The sequence below is a fragment of the Agrobacterium sp. 22-221-1 genome (assembly GCF_053522445.1).
This window is the reverse complement of record NZ_JBNWCL010000013.1, coordinates 109955-132166: the sequence shown is the minus strand read 5'-3', so window position 1 is coordinate 132166 and position 22212 is coordinate 109955. Positions and strand designations below refer to the sequence as shown.

Here is a 22212-nt window from a genome sequence, read left to right as displayed (position 1 = left end):
GAACAGAAAGCCCGGCGCGATGGCCGGGCGATGGAAGGAATGGATGCGGATTTACGTTGGGCTGCCTTGGTCAGGCGGCGCTTTCGAGCAGTTTCTTCGCCTTGCCTTCGAGTTCGAGCCGGGTGTCCTGATGCGACTTTCCCCGCGCCAGCGCGGTGATACCCTGCACAAAGTCAAAGATCGACTCGGGAGGTCTGCCTTCCTCAGACAAAACCGTCTCGATGATCTTGCCCGTTTCGGCCTTGGAGAAACCCCGGCGGCGGAGGAACGTCTGCCTATCCTCGTCATTGCGGGCAACGACGCGTTCACGGGCAGCGCGAATGCCGGCGATGAAGGGTGCCGGGGAGGAGTTGGCGAAGTTTGTCAGCGCCGGAGCGGCCTCGTGGGCGAAGCGCTGTGCGGCGAATTTCGAATGGCGGATGGTGATTTCTTCGAAATTTTCGGTGCCCCAAAGATTGCGATTGGCACACACCGCGCGGAGATAAAAGCTCGCAATTCCAAGCGTTTTCGAGCCGACCTCGCTGTTCCAAGCATAGAAGCCGCGAAAATACAGGTCCGGCTCACCGTTCGGCAGGCGGCCCGCCTCGATCGGATGGGTGTCGTCGCAGAGAAAGACGAACACGTCGCGGTCGCTGGCATAAAGCGTCGTGGTGTCCTTGGTAATGTCGACGAAGGGGTTGTGGGTCATGGTCGACCAGTCGAGCAGGCCCGGCACCTTCCAGATCGTGTCGCCGGTACCATTCCCGGCAATGTTCATGATGGCGGCGATCAGATCCTTGTCCCAGATCCGGCCGTATTCCGGACCGGTCACCGCCCGAAGTTCGAGGCGGCCGTCATCCATCTCCAGGGTTTTCACCATTTCGGCATTGCGGTTGAGGAGCCCATGCTGAAGATTGATCGCTGCAAGCGGCGCGGGCAATTGGCGCATATAGCTTGCGGGTGCGCCGACCAAGCTGCAAAGCTGCCCGTAGCTCCAGTGCGTCGGCGCAAGCGCCTCACGCCCGCCAGGGACGATCAGGGACAAGCGCTCGGCATTGTCGCGGGTCGCTTCAACACGGATTTCGGCGGTCTCGACCGTGCGGACGCGAGCCTGCTCGGTTCTGGCGCTGACGGCGCGATGAAGATCGGAGAGCGACAGATAGCGCTCGTCGTCGGGACGCGAGAACCACTCGGACGACACCCGGCCTATGCGTTCGCCGCGGGAAATGTCGACCTTGAAACCCGACGACGCCGATCGTTGGGTCTGAAGGGGGCTGGAAATCATGGTGTTCATGTCGAAGTCTCCCGAAAGGAAAGAGTGGATGATGTCGCCGTCAGGCTGGCACGGCGGTACGGGCAATCCCGGAAGCCCTCTCCGGCCCTCCTGCAACCGCCGCCCCGCAAACCGGCCCTCCTCCTCCTCTTGCGACCTCGGAGCAATCGCTTCCAGTCGGACCATTAACGGTCTATATTCTGGTCAAAAGGAGTTTAGGACGATGAAACTGTCGGAACAGGTCAAGCCCATCAGCTACCTCAAGGCCCATGCGCCAGAGGTCATTCGCCAGCTCGCCGATAACCGGCAGTGATCACATTGCATGGCGAGGCGAAAGCCGTGCTTCAAGACGTCACGCAATATGAGGAGACGCAGGAGACGCTGGCGCTCCTGAAGGTGCTGGCACTGACAAACAAGCAGGTAGAAGACGGGAAGCTCCGCCCCGCGAAAGAGACCTTTGCGCGCCTTCGTGCGCGCCTGGCGAAGCCCGAAGCCTGATGCCGTATCGCGTTCTCTTTGCGGAGGATGCGGAACGGGACATCGAAGATCTCTACTGCTTCCTCGCTACCCGGGAGGGAATCCAGACCGCGGAACGAATTCTGGGCGAAATCGAGGAAGCCTGCCTGAAGCTTGAAGATTTGCCCACCCGGGGGAATGTACCGAAGGAATTGGCGGGCCTCGGCATCACCGAATACCGGGAATTATATCACAAGCCCTGGCGGATGATCCATCGCATCATGGGAGAGGATGTGGTCATTTGTTGTATCATCGACGGTCGGCGAGACATGCAATCCTTCCTCGAACGACAGCTGTTGCGCTGAACAGCACGATCGCGACGCTCGGATGTCACCAGTCGTGCCAAGGCAGATCCTCGACCTGCTCTGCATCGCGATCGAGCAGGACATGGCTGAAGCCTTTTTGGCGCGCCCATGTCATGACGGCAAAGAGATCGTCGGGAATGCGCTGGTCGGCCGCGCCGGCGTTTTCATCATGGGCGTAGAAAAACCAGCCATAATCTGCGTAGCTCCCTCCGACACAGGGCCATTCCGTGCAGGGTGTATTGTCGAGAATTTTCGCGGTTGCGGCGGTCACATGACCTGTCGAGATGGTCACGAATGCGCGGATTTCGAATGTCGTCATCAGTTTCGACCTTTCCCGATTACGGGAGGGCTCGTCCGGGCGGCACACCATCCGGATCAATCCACTCAGACTGCTGGATAGCTAAGCCGTCGAGGCAGGCCCACATTGGTACCTCAGTCGATCGCCTCCATAATCTCTGCGGCTTCAGGATGCTCAGCGGAATAAACATAGAGGCGGCCATAGGCTTCCGAGAGATGGTCGGACGGATGCCGGAAGGAGAGATGCGAGAAAGCAAAAAGCGTGGCGATAATCCCCGCAGCTTCCGCCGATACGTCCCCCTGAAACCCGGTGATTTCGCCGGTGATCCGAAAGCGCGATCTGGATCGCGGCGCCAGAAACAGCGGCGTACCCTGATGCTCATAGAAGTCCCAGAACCCGCCGCGGTAGTCGAGGGGGCTCAGCCGTTCCATGAGGCTGTAAACAGCGTTCTCGGCGATGATCAGCAGCGAGCGCCCGAACAGGGTCGGGAGGAATTTTAAACGGCGCTCGTCAGGAACAATGGCGGCGGATTGGGGGCCAGTTTCGAATACAGACATCGATCTTTCTCCAGAGAGGCGAGTGAGTCAGTCCGGGCAGCCCTCTCTCGACCGCTTGGTTCCCCCTCTCCCGGCCCCACTCCTCCTCTTCCCGGCTGACCAACACCCACCCGCGCTGGCCGCGCTCGCAAGGTTTCAGCGGTCCACCTGCGATCAATCTGGATGGAGACGACGGGCCGCAGACCGGATCGCTGTCATTGCCGCGTGAAATTCGGCGTTACTCACCACATCGGAAAGATCCACCGTTGTGATGGTGGTCTCGCAAGCTGACTGGATCTCTTCGTCGGTCACCGAATCCGTCAAAAGTGATCCGAAGCTGTCATCGACGTCGAGTACGGCGGCTATCGCGCTGCGGACCCGGTCTTCGTGCAAGCGCGCGAGAACACGGCTTGCCCTCGGTGCGTCGATCGGCCCCTCGGGATCGGCTGCACAGGCGAGAATTGCCTCACCTCGCGCGGTTGCCCACGCCACCTTCGCCAGCCAGTACGGCGGCAAAGCTCGCGTCGCATGAGCATCGTGGACCATCATCTTCAGCAGCCCGAGCAATATCTCGAAGTGGTCCGCACGACGCTGGACCACTTCGTCAAACTGTGATGGCACGGGGATCGATGATCCGGTGTTGTGAGCCTTTTCACCCTTCCAAATACCGGTAACATAAATCTCACCTGAGGCATCATAATCCTTCCGTAAAGATTCCCAGTTGTCGTCCACGAGCGCGGCCTTGCAGGCCTCCTCCGGCGTGTCGGCGATATAGGCGCCGTGCCAAAATATCGGCAGGGTATAGGTCGTTTCGATCGTGTAAGCGGGCATGGCGCGTACTCCTTAAAAACAGAGAAGCCCGGCTCTCGTCCGGGCTTCCGTCAGGGCGGGCTTCGGTGTGGTTACTCGGCGGCTTCCAGATGATCACCGTCGTCGTCCGGATCGGTAGATACCTCCTCCGCATCCTGGTCCCGGGTCAGGAAGGCCGGCAGATCGACGTTGTCAGGTTGGGCAGTATCGTCTTCGATACCGTCGGAGATCACCGTCGAATCGACCTCGGTGACCATGGTCGTTTCGGCGGCTGGAAGCCGCAGCACTTCGGGGAGCCATCCGCTGCCTTCCAGCAAACGGGCAGCCTCGCGCGCCATGTCGGGCTTCTTCAGATGATCGATAAGCTGCGCCGACTGTTCGCCCTTTGCCTCGCGGACCGCCTGCAGGATATGCGCCTTGGTCACACGCTCGAGGTAGTTGTCGACCGTCGGCGTCCAGCCCGCTTCCACCATGCCAAAACCGAGCGAACGGGCGAGCTGTCGGGCATGGATGTTTTCCTTGCCCCGCTTGTTCCATGCCTGGACCGTGGTGTTTACCGACAGCGAGACGCAATGCGCAAACAGCGCCATGCGGCTGGTTTCATCGAGCGAGACCAAATAGTCCCAGACCTCGTCAGCGTTCGCGGGAAGATCATGACCCCACGATTCCTGCCGCTGTTCGATCTCTTTCGCCCAGACCGTATCGCCGAGCCCCTGTGCCTGACCGAATGTGGTGTGCTGGAGCGTGATCTCCAGGCACGAGTCCGCCCCGTATCTGTAGAAGATCTTGAGGACGGCGACATGGAGCGTGGCGACGAATGCCATCACCGGATCGTTCGCCAGCGCATTGCGAAGAGCGACGGTGCGGGCGGCCGTCAGATCTTCGATGACGCGATCGGAAAGAGGGCGAAGCTTTCCGTCGTCGTCTTCCGGCTCTTCAACGCCGGCAGGCTTGCCGTTAATCGAAACGCCACTGTTCACCGAGGCCGCAATGGTGTCTTTTCCGCCGTGACCGTCGCCGTCATTGGTGTCAGCGTCATCCGCCTCGACAGCGGGCTCATCCTCTGGCCGGACGAAACCACGTTCGATCTTCAGTTCACCGCTGACGGCAAGCGAGATGAAGGCGCCGCCGCGCGCGACGTCTTCCGGATCGAAGACATAGGGCCGGTCGTTCAACGCATCCAGTTCATTCCCGAGCTCTTCAAGTCGAGCTTCTGTTTCCTCGGAGTAGTCTTCCGTCTCGGCATAGTCGGCGTCGAGCTTGTCATACTCCGCCTTCAGGGCGTCATGACGAGCAAGCTCTTCCTCCGTATATTCCGCCTGTTTGCCGTAGAAACGGCGAAGGCCGGAGGTATGACCATATGAGAAGTCGAAGGCCGCCTCGACCCATTTCCAGCCTTCTTCGGCCTTCAGCGCCTCCGCGTCGGCGGTCAGCCTTTCGATCACGAGTTGTTCGAGCAGCGCCGGATCCTGCAGCCATCCGCCATTGTCCGGTTCGAACAGGTCGCGCATCATGACGCCGCCGGCTGCCTCATAGGCGTCGATGCCGACATAGACGGCGCGGCGATCGGAGGCGCGGACGGCGGTTTCGGTCAGCATCCGGCGGATATAGTAGGCGTCCTGATTGTGCGACCGTGAGATAGTGTCCCAGACCTGCTCCTGGCGAGCATGATCATTGGTGATCGAGAATGCCATGACCTGGCCAAGCTTCATCTCGTCACTGGCGTAGAGCTCGAGGAGACGCGGCGAGACGGAGGCCAGCCGCAAACGCTGTTTCACCGTTGCAGCCGACATGTGGAACCGGGCGGCAATCTCTTCCTCGTCGAGCCCTTGTTCGCGCAACGTCATGATGGCCCGAAACTCGTCAAGCGGGTGAAGGTCGACGCGCTTGAGGTTCTCGGCAAGGGAATCCTCGGCTTCGAGGGTGTCGCCCTTGCTGACAATGCATGGAATGACCGCCGTCTTTGACAGTTTCTTTTGGTTGACCAGCAGTTCCAGCGCGCGATAGCGACGGCCGCCGGCCGGGATGCGGTAAATTCCGGTCTCGTTGCCCTCGGCATCGACCTCGGCGCGGACATTGAGGCTGGTCAGCAGTCCGCGATGGGCGATGTCTTCGGCAAGTTCCTCGATCGAGACGCCCGCCTTGATCTTGCGAACGTTCTGCTGGCTCAAAACGAGCTTGTTGAACGGGATGTCACGCCCGGCATTGAGCGTGATTTTCTGGATGGCCTGTGCCATATCGTTTCTCCGTGGCGGATCGGCCGGAGCCTTCTCCGACAACCACAATCCGCCACGAACTCCCCTTCCCCCCTCTCCCTCCGGCCGCATCCGCCACCCTTATCCATGCAAATTCCTCGGCGGCGCACGAGGCCGAAGATCCTCACGCCTACTGGAGCGCCGTCATGCGATCGTGTTCTGCCCGTTCGGTCTGCTGACTCCCATGGTCGCCGATCTTGGGCTAACCGAAAGGCGGGCCGGTCTGACAATCTCTACATACGACGATACCGTCCTTTTCGCCGAGAACCGACATACACCAGCAGTCTCTCCAATTGGAGGACGCGAATATCCCGGCGTGCTGTTTTCAAGCTGACCTTCCACATCGCCATGATCTCGGCGGCACCATATCGGCCACCTTCCGCGACCCTTGCGAGGAACCAGTGCTGGCGCTCATTAAGCTCCACGGCATCAGGGTCATTTATAGGGTCATGATCAGGGGCATCTTTAGGGTCATTTTTCCGATGTCCCTGATTTGATGGGCTGAGAGCTGCTTCACCGGTGACATAAGCGTCCTTGGCTGTCGCCAGAGAATACCGATCCACCGGATCCTGCGTCTGTCTCGGCGCCGGGCCTTCGATCAGACCTAGAACGAAGGCCCGGATAACGGGCGACGAAACCACCAGACGGAGGAAATACACAGTATCCGGGCCGTGCTGGGCCGATAGCCAGTGCTTGACGGTCCTCTCACTTGCATCCGTCTGGCGCATGAGTTGCTTGACTGCCCGATGGCTGTCGCCGTGCTCCTTGCGAAGTAGCTCTGCAATTGTCTGAGCATAGACCTCGCGGCCACCCAAGACGCCTTTCCAAATCTGCAATTTCCTGCCCTTTTTCTGCAACATCTTCCGATTCCTCCGCAGTTAGACTGGCAACAGTGCGGAGTGACGGCAGAAACCTGCCAGACGCTGCGGCGGTTGATCGCCCCGATCACCGCAGTCAGAATCAGAAAAGGGCGAATCTTGATGAGCCGGAACCCTTACGATAACGATCGATCAGAGCAGCCGGAACGCCCTGTTCGAGCTGCCGAATACGTCCGCATGTCCACGGACCATCAAAAATTTTCGACGGAAAACCAAGCCGATGCGATCAAGCTGTATGCCGAAACTCGTGGCATAGAAATCGTTCGGACCTACGTCGATGAAGGAAAAAGCGGACTGAACGTCGATGGCCGCGACGCATTCAAGTGCCTGATTGCAGACGTTTCGGAGGGGCGAGCCGATTTTGAAATGATCCTCGTCTATGACGTGAGCCGATGGGGTCGGTTCCAGGACACCGACGAGAGCGCCTATTACGAATATATCTGCAAGCGTGCCGGCGTGCGCGTTCAATATTGCGCCGAGCAGTTCGAAAACGACGGCAGCCCGATCGCGGCCATCATCAAGGGCGTGAAGAGCGCCATGGCCGGCGAATATAGCCGCGAGCTTTCAGTGAAGGTGTTTGCCGGTCAGGAGCGCCTGATCGAAAAGGGCTATCGCCAAGGCGGCCCGGCGGGCTTTGGCCTGAGGCGTACGTTAATCGACGAGCACGGAGCCGTCAAAGGATGCCTTCAGCGCGGTGAGCAAAAGAGCCTCCAGACCGACCGTGTGATCCTGACACCGGGGCCCGACGAAGAGGTCGATCTGGTCAGGCAAATCTATAGGGATTTCGTCCACAATGGTCGTAGCGAAAATGAGATCGCCGCCGGCCTCAACATGCGAGGTCTCGCGACCGATCTAGGTCGTCCCTGGACCAGAGGCACCGTTCACCAACTGCTGATAAACGAGAAATATGCGGGCGACAATGTTTGGAACCGCCGCTCCTTCAAGCTGAAGAAAAAGCGCATACGCAACGCGCCCGACAAATGGATCAGATCCGAAGGTGCATTTGAAGCGATTATCGAGCGAGAGCTTTTCGAGGCGGCCAATACAATCATCAATGCGCGCTCATTCCGCCTCAGCGACGAAGAAATGCTGCTGGCCCTGCGGGAACTCTATCAGAAGGAGGGGTTACTGTCCGGCATCGTCATCGATGAATGCGATGAACTACCGTCAAGCAGCGCTTACAGTTCGCGCTTCGGTAGCCTGCTCACGGCCTACAGCCTTATCGGTTTCAAGCCGGAACGGGACTATCGCTATGTCGAAATCAACCGCAGCCTGCGAAAGCTCCACCCCGGCATTGTGCGGGATGTGCTCGATGGGTTGCGCACAGCCGGCAGTGAGGCCTGGCAGGATCTCGAAACCGACAGAATGATCGTCAATGGCGAGTTCAGCCTTTCGGTCGTCATCGCACGCTCTTTCCAGACACCGACCGGGCTTCTGCGCTGGAAGGTCCGTTTCGACTCTTCACTCATGCCCGACATTACCGTCGTCGTGCGCATGGACAGCCTCAATCGTACGCCGCTCGATTATTATCTGTTCCCGCGCATCGACAGGCTTTCAGAAAAGCTGCGGCTGGCAGAAGACAATGCCTTCGGACTCGACGCTTACCGCTTCGACGATCTCGACCTTCTCTACGACATCGCCAAACCCATTCCAATTTGCGAGGCTGCCTGATGACCGCCAACCGTCCCAAGAGGATCGAAATGATCCCGATTTCTCGCATAACCGTCCTTAACCCGCGCGCGCAACAAGCGTCAGCATCGCGAGATCGTCAACAATATAGAGGCGATCGGCCTGAAGCGTCCCATCACGGTCAGCCGTCATGATAGCGCGAAAGGAACACGATACGATCTTGTGTGCGGCGAAGGCCGGCTGGAAGCCTTCCAGATGCTCGGTCAGACTGAAATTCCCGCCGTAGTGATCGAAGCCAGCGAGAATGAATGCCTGGTGATGAGTCTGGTCGAGAATATCGCCAGGCGTGTACAGCGCCCCATCGATCTCATGCGGGAAATCAGCGCACTTAGATCTCGCGGTTTCAACGACGCGGCCATAGCGAAAAAAATCGGGGTTGGCGCATCATGGGTCAACATGATCGCCTCACTGCTGGAACGCGGCGAAGAGCGGTTGGTGGCGGCGGTCGAGACCGGCTTGATCCCGATTACGCTGGCGATGGAGATTTCCAAGGCGGAAACGGAAGAGGCGCAAAACCTGCTGCTGGACGCCTATGAGACCGGCCAGCTCCGCGGAAAGAAACTCGCCGCTGTGCGGCGCATGCTCGACATGCGTATGCAGAGCCAACGCAAAGGAGCGCTGCCAGTCGCACGTTTGGGCCGGAAGGGCTTCAGTCGTCGTCTGACCGCCAACGAACTGATGCAGGTTTATCAACGCGAGGCGGAGAAGCAGCGGCTTCTGGTCAAGAAGTCGGATTTTGCCCAGACGCGGCTCCTGTTCATTGTTGAAGCGCTGAAGGAGCTACTGAGCGATGAGGGTTTCGTGAACCTGCTGAGAGCGGAAGGGCTTGCGTCGATGCCGAAGGCGCTCTCAATACGGATTTCTGGAGAGAAAAATGACTGATACGATCGAGCGTAACCATGATAACAACAGCCATATTCATCTGGCCTTCGACCGCAATCTTGTGACCATTCCGGTTTCGGCGATCGTTCCACTGAAGACATTACCGGAGGGAGCGCGGGAAAGTCGCAGCTATGCGCAGGTTCTCAGCTCGATCAAGGTGATCGGCCTCGTCGAGGCGCCCGTTGTGATGGCTGATACCGAAAATACGGGCACTTGGTTTCTGCTCGACGGCCATCTCCGTCTGGAGGCGTTGAAGGAACTCGGCATTGCCGAAGTTGAATGCCTACTGACCACTGACGATGACACCTACACGTACAATAAGCGCATCAACCACATTCCGCCTATCCAGGAACACCGAATGATCGCGCGCGCTATGGAGCGGGGTGTCTCGTCCGTCGATATTGCAGAAGCCCTCAATCTTGAGGTGCAATCCGTTCTCAGACGGTTTCGACTGCTGGAGGGGATCAGCTCCGAGGCCGCCCAAATGCTCAAGGACACGCCGTGCTCGATGAAAGTGTTCGACATTCTTCGCCAGATGTCCGCCGTCAGGCAGATCGAAGCCGCCGACCTAATGATCGGCCAGAACAATTTTTCGATCATGTTCGCACGTGCGTTACGCGCTGCCACGCCGGTGAACCAGCTTGTTACGGCAAGGAAAGGACGAGGCAACGGCACACCCACCCCATCGGGCCAACAGATTGCCCGCATGGAGCGAGAACTGGCTGCGCTCCAGACTCAAGTCAAATCAATCGACGAAACCTATGGCGTCGACAACCTGCATCTGACTGTGGCGCGTGGGTACATCGCCAAGCTCCTCGCCAATAGCCGAATTGTCCGCTGGCTGACAACACACCAGCAGGATTATCTCAGCGAGTTTCAGAAGATCGCGGAAGTAGAAACTCTCGGTCCGATTGCAGACAAGCCAAACGCCTGAACGTTTAAGGGGGACCGGATTCGAACAGCGCGGGCCGGGCACGAATGGCAGGATCATCGTTACCCGTTTTCTGGCGGGTAAATGAACAGGAGGCAGCTTCCCGCTCTGGTGTTGAGGCCCTCGGAATGCTCTATGGTGCCAAGCCGACTCCATATCGAGCGCCGTTCTGCCAGAACCAGTCCTGGTCGAGATCCAGTTCGTGGGACGTTTCCACGATAGCTGATTCCGCGCGATCGAAGATCGCATAGCAGATCTCGGTATCATCGTGGCGCGCGTGATAGGCAATTCCATCTGCCCTGACAGGGTGGTCAAACAGCGCCTTTGACCAGGCTTGAGCCGCATCATAGGGAAGCCCCGAATGCGGGATTTCCGCCGTCGCTCCAACAATGGCAAGTCCCGGACCAGTCAGATCGATCAGCTTCAGCGACGACACAGTTTCAAGCCGAACATATCCCTTGCGTTTCAAAAAGCCAGCGTCGATCAGCGTGTTTCCTGGTGAGCGCAAGAACGTCTCGGCGAACGCACCGCTGACGAGCTTCGCGACATAGAGCACGCCGTAAGAGCCATCGGGAGCGTTGAAGCGGCCAGTCTTGGATCGGTCAAAGAAGATGGGTTCGTATATAACCGTGTAGAAGCGATGGGTTTCACTCCCTGCGGGGAGTGAAACAATCTTGGGAGTACGGCTATGCAGGTCTGGCGGTGGCAGTGGGACGGTCACGCGCCCTGCTCACCGTAGCGGTTCGCCGCTTCGAGGACCAACGAAAGGTTCCCTTCTCGCAGGACCTCCATCGGCTTTCTCCCACCCAAGCGATCATCCGGCCGCGCAAGGAAGTTCAGCACCGCCCAGGGGCTTTCGACGGGCAGCGCGTCCTGCACCTCCTTGAGACCTGCCACCACGCTACCGTCACGATTGAACTGAAGCGTCGGATAGCAGCGCCGGTTGCTCGGGCCAGGAACAGCCAGCAAACTTCCCTCTTGTACGCGCTTGTCCACTGCCTGGCGGGAAACCCCATGCAGGAGCGTCCTGACCTGCTCCAGATCATAGGCACCGCCCGCTGCCTTTAGATCGTTCTGCGCGATCCGAACACCCTGAAGCACGGCCTGGCTGCGTGCGTCCGGCTCGAAAGCCGTCTTGTTGACCGTGCTGGTTGTCTCGGCACGTTCTTTGGCCCTGGCAAGTTGGCGCATTCTTCGAACAACCATACTATTGCCGCGAAAACGCTTGCCAACGGTCCGGGCGACAGAATTCGCCGTTTCCGGCTTTGAGGTCACGACGGCAAGCCGTGCGCCCGCAGGCAACTGGAATCCAGCAACCCCCTCGAAAGGGTTCGCATCGAGAACGAACATTGTCATGATGCCGTTCGGCGTCTTAGAGGTGGTTTTCGACGTCTTGGACTGGGTTTTCTGGGCCATCGCGGTTCTCCTGAAAAGAAGATGGCTACTTGAAGCAACTTTGTCAACTATGACAACTTAGAACAACCCAGCTTGGTTTGGCAGCCTCAACGGCCTTTCGTGGGATACCCTATGGGAAACAATACCCCGGGGAAGAGGTAAAGTGCGACAACTCAAGATCGGCGACACTGTTCTCATTGCAGCGCCGAACGACAGGTGAATGAGCACTACCTTCTGATCAACCCTTGGCGCCGGACGCAAGTGCGTCGCGAAAATAGATCTCGGTCACCCGAAACCGTCCGTCGACCCGTTTGCATTGAACCACGATATCGATCGCAACCATCAGCATTTCGCGTATGTCGTGCCGGTCGAGGTCGCCACCCCCTTCCGACTCCTTCACCAGCAAAGTCAGTTGCTCGAAGGCGAGGCGCGCAGAGTCGGCATGCACGGTCGTGATTGAACCGGGATGCCCGGAATTCACATTGCGGATGTAATAAAAGGCCGTGCCATCTCTGAGCTCCTGCAACAATATTCGGTCTGGACGCATACGCAGGCAGGATTCGAGGAGGTCCCTGGCGCCGATCTTGGCGGTCCCCTGGCCGCCCTTGGAATAAAAGAGACGGACGTGGTTGGGCTGCGGGATGACCAGTTCCGGCGTATCCTCAATGGAAATGATACGTTCGGTATCCGGGATATACTGGATCAACGCCTTGGACAGCGTCGTCTTACCCGATCCAGTCGCCCCGGAAATGATGATGCTTTTCCGCGCCAGCACCGCTTCCAGAAGGAACTGCTTGTGAGCGCCGGCACGATAGAGTTCCGACAATCGTTGGTCCGGTTGCGCGCTACTCTCCTGCGTGCGGACCACATTGGCGAACAGTCCACCCTGGTCGAGATCACCAAGGCTGAGCGACACCGAGGACGGTTTGCGAATGGTGAGGCTGACGGTTCCCCTCGTCGTCGCCGGCGGGATCACGATCTGGATACGCTCGTCGTCGGGCAGGGTCGCCGACAGGATCGGTCGGGTTTCGTCGATCGACTGATTGGAGTAGCTCGCCACCGCCCGAGCGAGGCGCATCAGCCGGTCATAGGCAAGTTCCGGCATATCGTGGACCTGCCATCCGTTTGCTCCTTCCGTCACGACCTTGCCGGGCTTGTTAACAATGACCTCGTAGAGCGCCTTGTCGCGAAGGAACGGCGACAGCGGCAAGAGCAGTTCACGCACGACACCGGAATCTACAGCTTCAGTCATTGCAGCACCTACTTCGTCACGAGCTTCGAGTCCGGGGTGAAGTCGCCGAGAACGGCGCGGTCATAGATTCGGTTGCGCGGTTCGGTCACGCGCAGCCGATAGACGCTGGAAAAATCGAGATCGCGCGCCACGAAGATCGAAACCAGGCCTCCCTGATGTTTCAGCAGGGTTGGCGGGATGTTGATCGATTGTTCGACGGCAATCGCCGCGGCCTGCTGACCGGCGCTGGTGGTGTTTTGTGCATCGACGTCGCTATCACGCAATTGGCTGTTGGCATAGGAGGTGGCGTCGCCGACGATCGACAACAGGATGGCGCTGCCGAACCGTTCCCACCAATGTGTATCGACGTAGCCGTCCATGCCGGCGCGGCCCAGGGCGTCGGTGGCCGGCGACGCCAGCGTGATGATGACGCCTTGCGGGGTCTTCGCGCGGTTCCAGAGAACAAAAAGACGTTTCTGGCCGCGGCGAAGTCCACCGCGATATTCGCCGACGACCTGCGTGCCTTTCTCCATCAGCACGACGCGGCCGTTGTCGGACAGAACATCGCGATTGATGACGCAGCTGGTGAATCCCGGCTGGTCGGAAGAAAGGGCCGTCTCGAGCACGCAAGGGATGGAGGTCCCCATGGCGACGACGAAATCGCGGTTGCCGAGCGTGCCGGCACGCGAGCCCTGCAACTGCGTCGGGGTCAGCATGCGGTTGAAGCGCTGATCCTCGCTTTCCCCCTGCCCCGTAAAGCTGCCCGGCGCGTTTGCGAGCGGGACATAGTTCGAGGCGGCATTGGTGTTCGCATCATCTTGCTGGCGCCTGGCAGTCGGCGTCTTTTCCGGACCATAGGCCATGACGGGCGCGCGCCGCGCAGCGTCGAGCAGCTTGTCGTCGTCGGTCGGCGCTTTCTCGGTGATGACGGGTACCGGAAGCTGGACTTCGGCCGGCCTTGTCACGGGCTGAACCGGCCCCTTTGCCGGCTCGAAATCCGATGTCTGACGGATGACCACGCGCTCCGGCTGCACGCCATCCGTCGGCTTGTTCTTCCCGCCCATCGACCAGAGGGCAAAGGTAACAAACGCAACGATCGCGAGAGCAACGGCGCCGCGCTTGAGAATGGGGTTGTTGTCGATCCGCCGGCCGGTCGATGTTTCAGCACGCTCGCCGGGGATTTGAGTGATTTCTTCATCGGCCATGACACCTCCTATTGCACTGTGCCGGGCGCGGCCTTGACGACACGCTCGACCGATGGTGACGTCGTATTCGTTTCGGGATTGATGCCGACGCGGTCATAGGCCTCGTTGAAGACGCAGAGGACATCGCTGCCCCGGCGCAGGATAAACTTGCGGCTGATAGCGTGGACCAGCACCAGATTGCCGTCAGCGGATTTCGGGACCAGGCTTTCGGTGCCGTCCGAATTCTCCATATAGATCGCCGGCATTTCCTGATTGCCGATAAAGGCGAAGGTCGTGACCTTGCCGTTGTCATAGACGGCCTGCGGTTCAAGCGCTTGCGCGCCTTGGGCGGAATACCGCCAGTTGCGGGGTCCATAGGCCTCGTGAAGAGACAGAACATGATCGGCTTCACCAGCCTGCGCCGCCAGAGCGCGAGCGGCGGCATCCTGCTTCCTCCGCTCGGCTTCATCGGCCGGATAGCGGTATTTTACATAGAAATAGGTGTTCTGCCCGGCTTCGACGCTGCCATCCCGGACGGTCAATTCGATCTGGTAGCTGCGCGTCGAACCGTCCCGTCTGGTTGTCACGACGGAGATGTTGGTAACCGGCTGGTTTTCCCGCGGCTTGAGGAAGAGGATGTTGCCAGCTGGCGCCACCTCCCACGCGACGCTGTTACCGAGAGCCACATGGGCAATCTCTTCGTCGGCCGCGAACTCGACCTGCACCGACGAACGCAGCGTGCCGACGACCCGGGTGATGTTATAGGGCTGGTAGTCGATGAAACGGACGCGGCTATCTTGGGATGCACCGCGCGGAATCTCCAGGGCCGACGCCGTCGAGGAAAGGCCGACGACCGGGCAAAGAACGGCCAGGAAAAGAACGAGCAGAAATCTCTGTTTCAATTGATGGCCTCCGGATCGGCACGATATTCGCTGACGGCAAAGCCGAGGGGATTGACCAGCCGGTCGGTGGAAGACATCGGGGCGTTGACATAGGAGAAGGTAAGCGTCGCAACCCAGTGTGTGGTGCGCACATCGTCACCGCGTGTGACGGTGCGCATGTATCGCACGGAAGCCACATTGGCGTTGATAAGCGAGATCGATACGATATTGATCCGCGAGGTGGCGCTCCGGCCATAAGTATTCTGCGGCGAATCCGGATTGCTGCCGCGATAGGCGGCCGCGAAGCGGGACTGCTCGGGTTGGGTCGAAAGGAGCGCCACCGTCCGGAAATTCTCCTCCCCTTCGCTCCAGACATAACCTTCGCGGGCGCGCACATATCTGGCAGCGAAAAATTTCGTGACGGCTTCGTCATAGGTGCCGGCGGTGGAGGTCATTGCTGACACCACGTCAACGATCCCCGTCGAATTGTCGACCCGCACGACGAACGGCTCGACCGTTTTCAAAGGCGTGAGGCCTGCGATCGCAAAGACGGAGACGACGGCAACGACGCTGGCCGAGATCGCAACGAACCAGGCGATGCGGGCCGAGCGCTCGACCTGGATGAGCCGATCCTGATCGAAGCGGCGCGCCTTGTCGAAATAGCTCTTGAGGCTGTCGGCGTTCACCATCTCAGTTGCCCTCGCATGGACGGTATGAGCCAGCGACATCGAAGTGTGCAAACGCAGCCGGCGTCACAGAGGCCGGTTCTTCCGCGTAAGAGACCGCGCGGCTCGCCGGGTTCCAAGATATCTCGCTGGCAGGTGTCTGCTGCTTGCCCTTGTCTTCCCACTGCCACATGGCGCGGTTCAGCGGACGCCGGGAATAGCCGTCACATTTGGGCAGAGGGTTGGAGATCGAGGCGCAGCTGGAGAGGCTTGCGATTAGCAAAAGCAGAAAAAGAATACGGATCATCAAAATAACCTGTCCAATGTCCTTGATATCGAGGCGGTCATTCCGCCCGGTTCGCAGTCAACCGGCGGCCCACAACGCGTGTTCCGCGGCCGACCGCCCTGACTGTGTGCGAGGCCGCCCAGGCGAGCGTGCTTTCGTGCGCATCACGGGCGGCGCCATAGCCATAGGTCAGTGACGCGCCGCCGGCGGCGAGCGCCGAGGCAATGCCGGGCAATTGATAGAAGACATAAAGAGCCGCGATGCAGATGGCGCAGAGCGCGATCGGACGCATAAGAACATCGCTATAACCCTCGATTGCCGTGAAGGTCGTGTCGATGCAGGTGATCAGCAGCGAGCCGATGGCAACGACCAGCACCTGCAGGATGACGAAGTTCGCAAGCTGACCAATCCAGGATTCCGTAAACCGGCGCGTCGACTGGAACATGGCGAGTGCGATGAAGATCGGCCCAATCGCGAGGATGATGGCGAGCGCCAGACGGGCATAAAGCGAGACAATGTAGCCGATCGCCGCGACGAGGAAGCTTGCGCCGATCACCAGCATACCGCCAACGCCCGTCACGATATCGACCGGCCAGGAGGCACGCGACCATATTTCATAAGCGCACTTCTGACCCTTATCCAGCAGGCTGTCGAAGGTGGAGGCGCTCGGCGTCGTCCCTGAGTTCAACGCCTGCGAGATTTCCTTTGGCAGGGTGTCGAAAAAGATGTTGGTGACGTAGGTCTGGTAGTCGCTGGCGTTGCGTACCAGCATAACGATGATGGCGAGTTTTATGGCGCGGAAGGCAAATTCCAGGATCGGCTCCTGCACGGAGCCACGCAGCACGAGATAGCCGTAGAGCACAACATACAGCGTCAGCGCCGCCGTGAGCGGACCGCTGATCCAGTTGGCGATGTTCGAGGTGCCGGTGGAAATGAAGTTTTCGAGTGGCGCCTTGAACTGCCCGTCGACGAAACTGAACACCTCATACATGTCTCAGCCTCCGAGCGACTTGCGCATGCGCTCGAGACGGAGCCTGCCGTCGGCGGCTTCGGCATTACGGCAATTGGCTGTGTCACGGAGTTCACCGGGATTGTTCCGGCATTCCCCGATGATTTTCGTCAGCAAGGCCTCGTCGGCGACCAGTTCATCGACGGTGTAGACCTTCTGCTCAGAGGAGCAGGCCGACAGGAGAAGCATCACCACACCAGAAACGAACCATCTCATTTAAGCGCTGCTCCCATCGTGTCCATTCGCTTGCGCCAATCCTCGGCCTTGCGCTGCTCGTCGACCTGCACCTGCGCCTGCTGGACCATTTGCAGGCCCTGCATGCGAAGAACATCCGTTTGCAGAAAGGCGGTTTCGGCCTGCAGACGCGCCTGCAGATCGGCAACGTCCTTGGCATCCGCAGCACTGGAGATTTTCTGACGAAGTTCATCGATGCCGTCGATGCGCTTGGTGGCGGCGTCATAAATCTGCTGACCGAGACTCATCTGTCCGGCGTTCTTGTTCTGCGCGCGTGAGAGTTCCTGCGCGTAGAAGTCGTTGGCATCGGTGCGGTAGGTGGAATTGCCCTCAAGAAATTTCGAAGCGGAGTCACCGAACACACCGCTCCCGGATCCCGTAAACAGGCTTTCGATGGCATTGAAGTCCTGTGGGAGCGCCTTGCGGATTGAGGAATCGTTCAGCAGGCTGGCGACGTCGGCCATGTTGGTGATCTTGTTCAGCGAGCCGTAAAGCTGCTTCGCCTGCGTAACCTGCTGGTTCAGCGCATCGAGCTGGGATTTGAGCTGGGCGATGCTCTCGATCTGTTTGGCGATCGCCGCCTGATCGGTGACGGGAATGCCCTGCGCATCCGCGAGACCCACCGATGCCAGCAGCGTGAGGGTTGCGAGGAAGAGCCTTGTCCTGGCGTTACGGATCATGATGTCCTCCTTCTTTGCTGGAACAGGGTCAGCCAATCTCCGCCCTCTTCGCCGAGTTCGGCGCGGATGGCGTCCGCCAGTTCCACATTTGCCGTGCGGCCCGACAGGATCGCGAGCTCGTCGTCGAAACCGTTGAGGTTGAGTTCGGCAACCACGCTGTTATGGCCTTGCTTGACGATGAAGCGGTGGCTCTCGACCGAAAGCTCGCGGGAAATCAGCTCAAATTCGCGCTCGGTTAGCTTGAAGCCGTCGATATAGTCGGCGCGGTTGCCGCGTGGATTGGGCAGGAAGATTTGCGTCGGGCATTGTTCGATGATCGTATGGGCGATCGGTGAGACGATGGCGTCGCGCGGGCTCTGGGTCGCAAACAGCATAAGGCCGTTCTGTTTGCGGATCGTCTTCAGCTTGTTCTGGGCGAGATCGCGAAAACCCTCATCCTGCAGCGCCTTCCAAAACTCATCGATGACGATGATGATGCGGCGGCCGTCGATCAACTGCTCAATGCGATAGAACAGATACGCCATCAACGGGGTGCGGATTTCCTCGTTGTCGAGGAAGTCGGTCATGTCGTAGCCGATGAACCTGGCGCCGATCCCGATATCGTCGAGATCGTTGTCGAAGACCCAGCCGAGCGGCCCTCCCCTCTCCCATCGCCGGAGCCGCGAGGCAATGCCTTCGGGATCGGTATTGTTGAGGAACGTGCGTAGGGCGCCGATGGAGCGGCGCTCGACGGGAAGGTCCGCCAGACCGTCAACAGCTGAAGCGATATCGCGCAGCTCGCTGACATTCAGTTCCCGTGTCGCCGCTCCCACAAGCTTGCCGATCCAGCGGGTGAGAAATATCCTGTTTTCCGGAGTCAACTCAAGCGCCTTCAGCGGCGCACAGCCGGTCGGCACACCATTCCTGAGCGGCAGATAGGCGCCACCGGCGGCGCGAACGAACAGGTCTGCACCCCGGTCCTTGTCGAAGAACACCATATGGGGATCATGCTTTTCGAGCTGTGAAAGCATGAAGTTGAGGAGCACGGTCTTGCCCGCACCCGACGGGCCGCAGACAAAGGTGTTCCCGAGATCGCTGTGATGGAAACTGAAATAGAACGGTGAGCCGGAAGCGGTCTTCAACATGGCGACCGCCGGTCCCCATTCATTGCCGTCCTTCTGGCCGGCCGGGTAGGAATGATAGGGAGAGAGGGCCGCGAAGTTCCGCGAGGTAATCGCACCCGAGCGCGCGCGATAACGGAGATTGCCCGGCAGTTGCGCCCACCAGGCGGCCTCAAGGCCAAGATCCTCGCGGGCGACAACCGCGCCGCCGCTGGTCAGATCGGCGCGTGCCTTCGCCATATGGTCGGTCAGTTCCTTGACGGTCGGAGCGAAGACCGCAAGGCCGAGGTGATGCTCGCCCATCACGAAGCGGTTGGATTCGAGATCGTCCATCGCCTCGCCGAGCTCCTCGATCTGTGAGGCGGCCTTGTCGGCTGCGCTGACCATCTGGTTCTGCTTGCGGCCCATGATTGTTCGGGCATCGGCCTTCGAGGCAAAAGCAAAGGACTGTGTCAGGACGAGTTCAAAGGGAGCCGTCAGGATACCGTCGAGCATGCCGCTACGCGTGGTTGCCGGATATTCCTTGAAGCCGAACATGCCGGCATAGCGGGTTTCCGCCTCATGACGGATCTCGACGGTCTCGCGGCCGAAGATCACCCGGTCCGAGTAGATCGCCGATGAAATCCGCCCCTCCGTCAGGGGCAAAGGCTCACGCCGCCCGCCGACAAGCTGGTGGAGAAACTCACTTGGCTCGGAGAACAGTATCCCGTCGCGCTCATGGAGAGACAGAACACGAGGGGCGAAGCGCTTCAACCCGGCAGTGACGTCGATCACCTTGTCTTGCAGGTGTTTGAGCGCGGCTTCGTCCAGCTCGGTGCCGGATCGGCGCGCCTTGCGCAGTCGGGAAAGGAGATTAGCGGCCTTCTCGGCGGGATCACGGCTCGGAGACCAGATCAGGCTGAGATAGAGATCGTTGCGGAACAGGTCTTCGCGCACCATCCGCTCACGGTATCTGGCATTGAGACCACTGGAGAAACGATTGGCGAAGTGCCCTTCGGGATAATCGTTGTCACGCCGGCGGATGACATGCGTCCAGAGCGCCAGCCGCTCGTCGGCGATATTGCGGTAGAGCGTGTTCAGACTGCGATGCAGGCCATTGAGATCGAGAACATCAGCGGTTTCAAAGGAAACGCCCTGAAGCACGAGAACGGTCATCAGCGCGCGGGAATCGAGCGCTATGGTAGTCTCGTCGACGTGGCGCACATAGGGAATGAAGGTTTCCGGCCCAAGTTCGCGGGACCGCAGCGTCGCAAGTCTAGGCAAGGCTCAGGTCCCTTTCGTCGTAGCGCCGGACAAGCTTCAATGGCGAGAGCGTCGCGCCACCCCAATAGGCGGCGTTGCGGGAGCGGCCGCGGGTCTCGATCCAGGCAATGAGGATACGGAACATGTTGTGGTCGTGTTTGACGAGCGCCCGGAACACGAGGTGGAAGATGATGCCGACGAGCGCATAGGCGATCGATCCCGCGGTGATATAAAGGATGGTGGTCAGCATGATGTTGATGCCCATCGCTTCCATGGTCACGCCGGCGATCATGGCCGGCCGGGTGCAGGCCAGGAACAGCGTGTCTTCCTCAAGGACGGGAGTGCTCGCCATTGATGTCAGCCGCCGACGATGGTGTTGACCAGTTCAGTGGCCCCGAAAATGCCGCCGATACCGATGATCCAGAAACCTGCCTTTCTCAGATCCATGTAGCCGAACATCCAGGCAATGCAGATGATGATCACGGCGATGATCGCCAGCAGGCGGGCAATATTGCCGGTAAGCATGGTGACGATGTTCTGCAGCACGGTTTCGATACCGGCGGACTGGGCAAAGGCCGGTTCGACGAGGCAGGTAGCGATGGCAATAGCCATCAGCGTGGAAGCTGCAAAGGGACGAAGATTGCTTCTGGAGATCATTCACTCTGCTCCGATCGGTCATTCTGGAAAACGAGAACTGAAGCGTGCCGTCTGGAACGGAACACGTCCCATGATGCGGTTTCTTCGGTTTGGACGACTTGTTTGGGGATTGGCTGTGACAGTTGGCTTTGAGCCTGCTCCTCGGGGGCATTCTCGTGGGTACTTGGCCCGGCCGGTCCGCCAATCGTGAGCGATGCGAGCTTCGGGGAGAGGCGCCTCACCTCGTTGCGCACCTGCTCGTCATACCGGGCCATTTCTCCGACCGAAGGGTCATCTCGCCCGTACCAGGACTGGAGCATCACCGTTTCGGCCCGCGCGGGACCAGCACCGAAACGCAAGGCGAGACGGTAATAGCCATCGAGAAGCGTGGCGGTCGCCTTGAGGTTCAGACACGGATCGAAGGCGTCAGAAACGGAGAGGTTCAGTTTCCGAAGTTCCTCGACACCGATCCCGCCAAGTCCGATCTGAACATCCTGATGGTCGGCGATCAGGGATGTTGCCACCTCAATCGCTTCGGCCTTGCTGGCGGGCTGCACAGCAAGCGGCATGCCGCTATTGATGCGGATGTTGAAGGGAAGGAACCTGCTTTCCAGGCTGACGACGGCGGCCAGCGTTTCCACCTGGACCATTGGCGCACAGCTCTGCGCGATATCGACGAAATCAGCACTCATCGCTCAATACCAGACGCGCTGCTTGCCGACGCCATCGATCGTGACATCGATATAGTGCGGCTGCGATCGCACGTTGGGACGCACGATCGGGTAACCCATGCACTGGAGCCGGCCATCCTGTCGCTGCCACCGTGCTGACAGGACCGAGCCGGAGTTGCCGCTGTCATTGTCACGGCCGGAAGAGCAAAGCGAGCCGTCTACCCGCTGGAGGGCGGTTGAAACGCAGGTCGCCTGTTCACCGCGAGATCCGTAGCTGCTCGAAAGGCGATAACCTTCATTGCAATAATATGGCTCGTAGCCGGGCCGGGAACTGTGAAACCCGACGCCGCTGCAGGTCGGAAACGAATGACCCTTGGCAAGCGCGCGCCAGAGTTTCTGAATCGGAGGCCGGCATTCGGCATATTGGGTTGCCCCGCCGGGATTGGAAAGGCAGAGGATGACCTGACATCCCCAGTCATCAGCCCGCGCATTGCCGTTGGAAATCAGGTAAGATGGCAGCACGAACGAGATAGACAGCAAACTACTGAGCAGAAGGTTTTTCATGGATTTGCCCCTCCGGAACAACGACAGCGCGCTACGGCAACAATGTCCGGCAAGAGCGCAACACAATTTTACTATCGTATAT

General features: G+C 59.4%; 25 protein-coding genes and 1 pseudogene. 5 read left to right on the top strand and 21 right to left on the bottom strand.

All coding sequences use genetic code 11. The annotated features are described in order from the left end of the window. Nucleotides 1–70: 70 nt before the first annotated feature. Nucleotides 71–1273: a DUF932 domain-containing protein gene (locus ACQZ5N_RS19245; RefSeq protein WP_448733835.1), complete on the bottom strand. Its 1203-nt coding sequence runs from the start codon at nucleotides 1271–1273 to the stop codon at nucleotides 71–73. A 202-nt stretch (nucleotides 1274–1475) separates the two neighbouring features. On the opposite strand from ACQZ5N_RS19245, the pseudogene ACQZ5N_RS19240 reads away from it, so the two are divergent. After that, nucleotides 1476–1750 (top strand): annotated as a pseudogene (locus ACQZ5N_RS19240) (type II toxin-antitoxin system Phd/YefM family antitoxin). Next, the gene (locus tag ACQZ5N_RS19235; protein ID WP_448733818.1) at nucleotides 1750–2073 is read left to right on the top strand and encodes a type II toxin-antitoxin system RelE/ParE family toxin; all 324 of its coding nucleotides are present in this window, start codon (nucleotides 1750–1752) and stop codon (nucleotides 2071–2073) included. Before ACQZ5N_RS19240 ends, ACQZ5N_RS19235 begins: the two are co-directional and overlap by 1 nt. A 25-nt stretch (nucleotides 2074–2098) precedes the next feature. Here the strand turns inward: ACQZ5N_RS19235 and ACQZ5N_RS19230 are convergent, their stop codons facing one another. The 5 genes from ACQZ5N_RS19230 to ACQZ5N_RS19210 all read right to left on the bottom strand — a co-directional run bounded on the left by ACQZ5N_RS19230 (nucleotide 2099) and on the right by ACQZ5N_RS19210 (nucleotide 6832). After that, the gene (locus ACQZ5N_RS19230) at nucleotides 2099–2392 is read right to left on the bottom strand and encodes a DUF5983 family protein (RefSeq protein WP_448733817.1); all 294 of its coding nucleotides are present in this window, start codon (nucleotides 2390–2392) and stop codon (nucleotides 2099–2101) included. 113 nt (nucleotides 2393–2505) lie between these two features. Continuing rightward, the gene (locus ACQZ5N_RS19225; RefSeq protein WP_448733816.1) at nucleotides 2506–2928 is read right to left on the bottom strand and encodes an antirestriction protein; all 423 of its coding nucleotides are present in this window, start codon (nucleotides 2926–2928) and stop codon (nucleotides 2506–2508) included. 153 nt (nucleotides 2929–3081) lie between these two features. Continuing rightward, a complete protein-coding gene (locus tag ACQZ5N_RS19220) occupies nucleotides 3082–3738 on the bottom strand; it encodes a hypothetical protein (RefSeq protein WP_448733815.1) in 657 nt (218 codons plus the stop codon). 71 nt (nucleotides 3739–3809) lie between these two features. After that, on the bottom strand, nucleotides 3810–5954 hold the full coding sequence (locus ACQZ5N_RS19215; protein ID WP_448733814.1) for a ParB/RepB/Spo0J family partition protein: 2145 nt from the start codon (nucleotides 5952–5954) through the stop codon (nucleotides 3810–3812). Nucleotides 5955–6205: 251 nt separating this feature from the next. Next, complete coding sequence (locus ACQZ5N_RS19210; RefSeq protein ID WP_448733813.1) at nucleotides 6206–6832, bottom strand: hypothetical protein; 627 nt, start codon at nucleotides 6830–6832, stop codon at nucleotides 6206–6208. A 39-nt stretch (nucleotides 6833–6871) separates the two neighbouring features. On the opposite strand from ACQZ5N_RS19210, the gene ACQZ5N_RS19205 reads away from it, so the two are divergent. The 3 genes from ACQZ5N_RS19205 to ACQZ5N_RS19195 all read left to right on the top strand — a co-directional run bounded on the left by ACQZ5N_RS19205 (nucleotide 6872) and on the right by ACQZ5N_RS19195 (nucleotide 10355). Further along, nucleotides 6872–8521: a recombinase family protein gene (locus ACQZ5N_RS19205; RefSeq protein WP_448733812.1), complete on the top strand. Its 1650-nt coding sequence runs from the start codon at nucleotides 6872–6874 to the stop codon at nucleotides 8519–8521. 93 nt (nucleotides 8522–8614) lie between these two features. Then, nucleotides 8615–9421 carry a ParB/RepB/Spo0J family partition protein gene (locus tag ACQZ5N_RS19200; RefSeq protein ID WP_448733834.1) on the top strand — a complete coding sequence of 269 codons (807 nt, stop codon included), beginning with the start codon at nucleotides 8615–8617 and terminating at the stop codon, nucleotides 9419–9421. After that, nucleotides 9414–10355, top strand: coding sequence for a plasmid partitioning protein RepB C-terminal domain-containing protein (locus ACQZ5N_RS19195; protein ID WP_448733811.1), 942 nt, complete (start codon nucleotides 9414–9416; stop codon nucleotides 10353–10355). The genes ACQZ5N_RS19200 and ACQZ5N_RS19195 overlap by 8 nt, the downstream gene beginning before the upstream one ends. Nucleotides 10356–10485: 130 nt before the next feature. Here the strand turns inward: ACQZ5N_RS19195 and ACQZ5N_RS19190 are convergent, their stop codons facing one another. The 15 genes from ACQZ5N_RS19190 to ACQZ5N_RS19120 all read right to left on the bottom strand — a co-directional run bounded on the left by ACQZ5N_RS19190 (nucleotide 10486) and on the right by ACQZ5N_RS19120 (nucleotide 22130). Beyond that, nucleotides 10486–11073 (bottom strand): RES family NAD+ phosphorylase, encoded by a 588-nt coding sequence (locus ACQZ5N_RS19190; RefSeq protein WP_448733810.1) that lies wholly within the window; start codon nucleotides 11071–11073, stop codon nucleotides 10486–10488. Further along, nucleotides 11070–11768 (bottom strand): hypothetical protein, encoded by a 699-nt coding sequence (locus tag ACQZ5N_RS19185; protein ID WP_448733809.1) that lies wholly within the window; start codon nucleotides 11766–11768, stop codon nucleotides 11070–11072. Before ACQZ5N_RS19185 ends, ACQZ5N_RS19190 begins: the two co-directional genes overlap by 4 nt. 217 nt (nucleotides 11769–11985) lie before the next feature. Further along, entirely contained in the window at nucleotides 11986–12999 is a 1014-nt protein-coding gene (gene virB11 / locus ACQZ5N_RS19180) for a P-type DNA transfer ATPase VirB11 (protein ID WP_448733808.1), read from the bottom strand. A gap of 8 nt (nucleotides 13000–13007) precedes the next feature. Further along, nucleotides 13008–14183, bottom strand: a complete 1176-nt coding sequence (gene virB10 / locus ACQZ5N_RS19175) for a type IV secretion system protein VirB10 (protein WP_448733807.1) — start codon at nucleotides 14181–14183, stop codon at nucleotides 13008–13010. Between the two features lie 8 nt (nucleotides 14184–14191). Continuing rightward, nucleotides 14192–15064, bottom strand: a complete 873-nt coding sequence (gene virB9 / locus ACQZ5N_RS19170) for a P-type conjugative transfer protein VirB9 (protein WP_448733806.1) — start codon at nucleotides 15062–15064, stop codon at nucleotides 14192–14194. Further along, complete coding sequence (locus ACQZ5N_RS19165) at nucleotides 15061–15732, bottom strand: virB8 family protein (protein ID WP_448733805.1); 672 nt, start codon at nucleotides 15730–15732, stop codon at nucleotides 15061–15063. The genes virB9 and ACQZ5N_RS19165 overlap by 4 nt, the downstream gene beginning before the upstream one ends. 1 nt (nucleotide 15733) lies before the next feature. After that, nucleotides 15734–16015, bottom strand: a complete 282-nt coding sequence (locus ACQZ5N_RS19160) for a hypothetical protein (protein ID WP_448733804.1) — start codon at nucleotides 16013–16015, stop codon at nucleotides 15734–15736. 37 nt (nucleotides 16016–16052) lie between these two features. Next, nucleotides 16053–16985 carry a type IV secretion system protein gene (locus ACQZ5N_RS19155; RefSeq protein ID WP_448733803.1) on the bottom strand — a complete coding sequence of 311 codons (933 nt, stop codon included), beginning with the start codon at nucleotides 16983–16985 and terminating at the stop codon, nucleotides 16053–16055. A 3-nt stretch (nucleotides 16986–16988) separates the two neighbouring features. Beyond that, nucleotides 16989–17219: an EexN family lipoprotein gene (locus ACQZ5N_RS19150; RefSeq protein WP_448733802.1), complete on the bottom strand. Its 231-nt coding sequence runs from the start codon at nucleotides 17217–17219 to the stop codon at nucleotides 16989–16991. Further along, a complete protein-coding gene (gene virB5 / locus ACQZ5N_RS19145; protein WP_448733801.1) occupies nucleotides 17216–17917 on the bottom strand; it encodes a P-type DNA transfer protein VirB5 in 702 nt (233 codons plus the stop codon). The genes ACQZ5N_RS19150 and virB5 overlap by 4 nt, the downstream gene beginning before the upstream one ends. Further along, nucleotides 17914–20280 carry a VirB4 family type IV secretion/conjugal transfer ATPase gene (locus ACQZ5N_RS19140; RefSeq protein WP_448733800.1) on the bottom strand — a complete coding sequence of 789 codons (2367 nt, stop codon included), beginning with the start codon at nucleotides 20278–20280 and terminating at the stop codon, nucleotides 17914–17916. The genes virB5 and ACQZ5N_RS19140 overlap by 4 nt, the downstream gene beginning before the upstream one ends. Further along, complete coding sequence (locus ACQZ5N_RS19135) at nucleotides 20273–20611, bottom strand: VirB3 family type IV secretion system protein (RefSeq protein ID WP_174028572.1); 339 nt, start codon at nucleotides 20609–20611, stop codon at nucleotides 20273–20275. Before ACQZ5N_RS19135 ends, ACQZ5N_RS19140 begins: the two co-directional genes overlap by 8 nt. A gap of 5 nt (nucleotides 20612–20616) precedes the next feature. Continuing rightward, on the bottom strand, nucleotides 20617–20916 hold the full coding sequence (locus ACQZ5N_RS19130) for a TrbC/VirB2 family protein (RefSeq protein WP_448733799.1): 300 nt from the start codon (nucleotides 20914–20916) through the stop codon (nucleotides 20617–20619). Further along, nucleotides 20913–21587, bottom strand: a complete 675-nt coding sequence (locus tag ACQZ5N_RS19125; RefSeq protein WP_448733798.1) for a type IV secretion system protein VirB1 — start codon at nucleotides 21585–21587, stop codon at nucleotides 20913–20915. The genes ACQZ5N_RS19130 and ACQZ5N_RS19125 overlap by 4 nt, the downstream gene beginning before the upstream one ends. A 3-nt stretch (nucleotides 21588–21590) precedes the next feature. Further along, nucleotides 21591–22130 carry a hypothetical protein gene (locus ACQZ5N_RS19120; RefSeq protein WP_448733797.1) on the bottom strand — a complete coding sequence of 180 codons (540 nt, stop codon included), beginning with the start codon at nucleotides 22128–22130 and terminating at the stop codon, nucleotides 21591–21593. Between the last annotated feature and the right edge of the window lie 82 nt (nucleotides 22131–22212).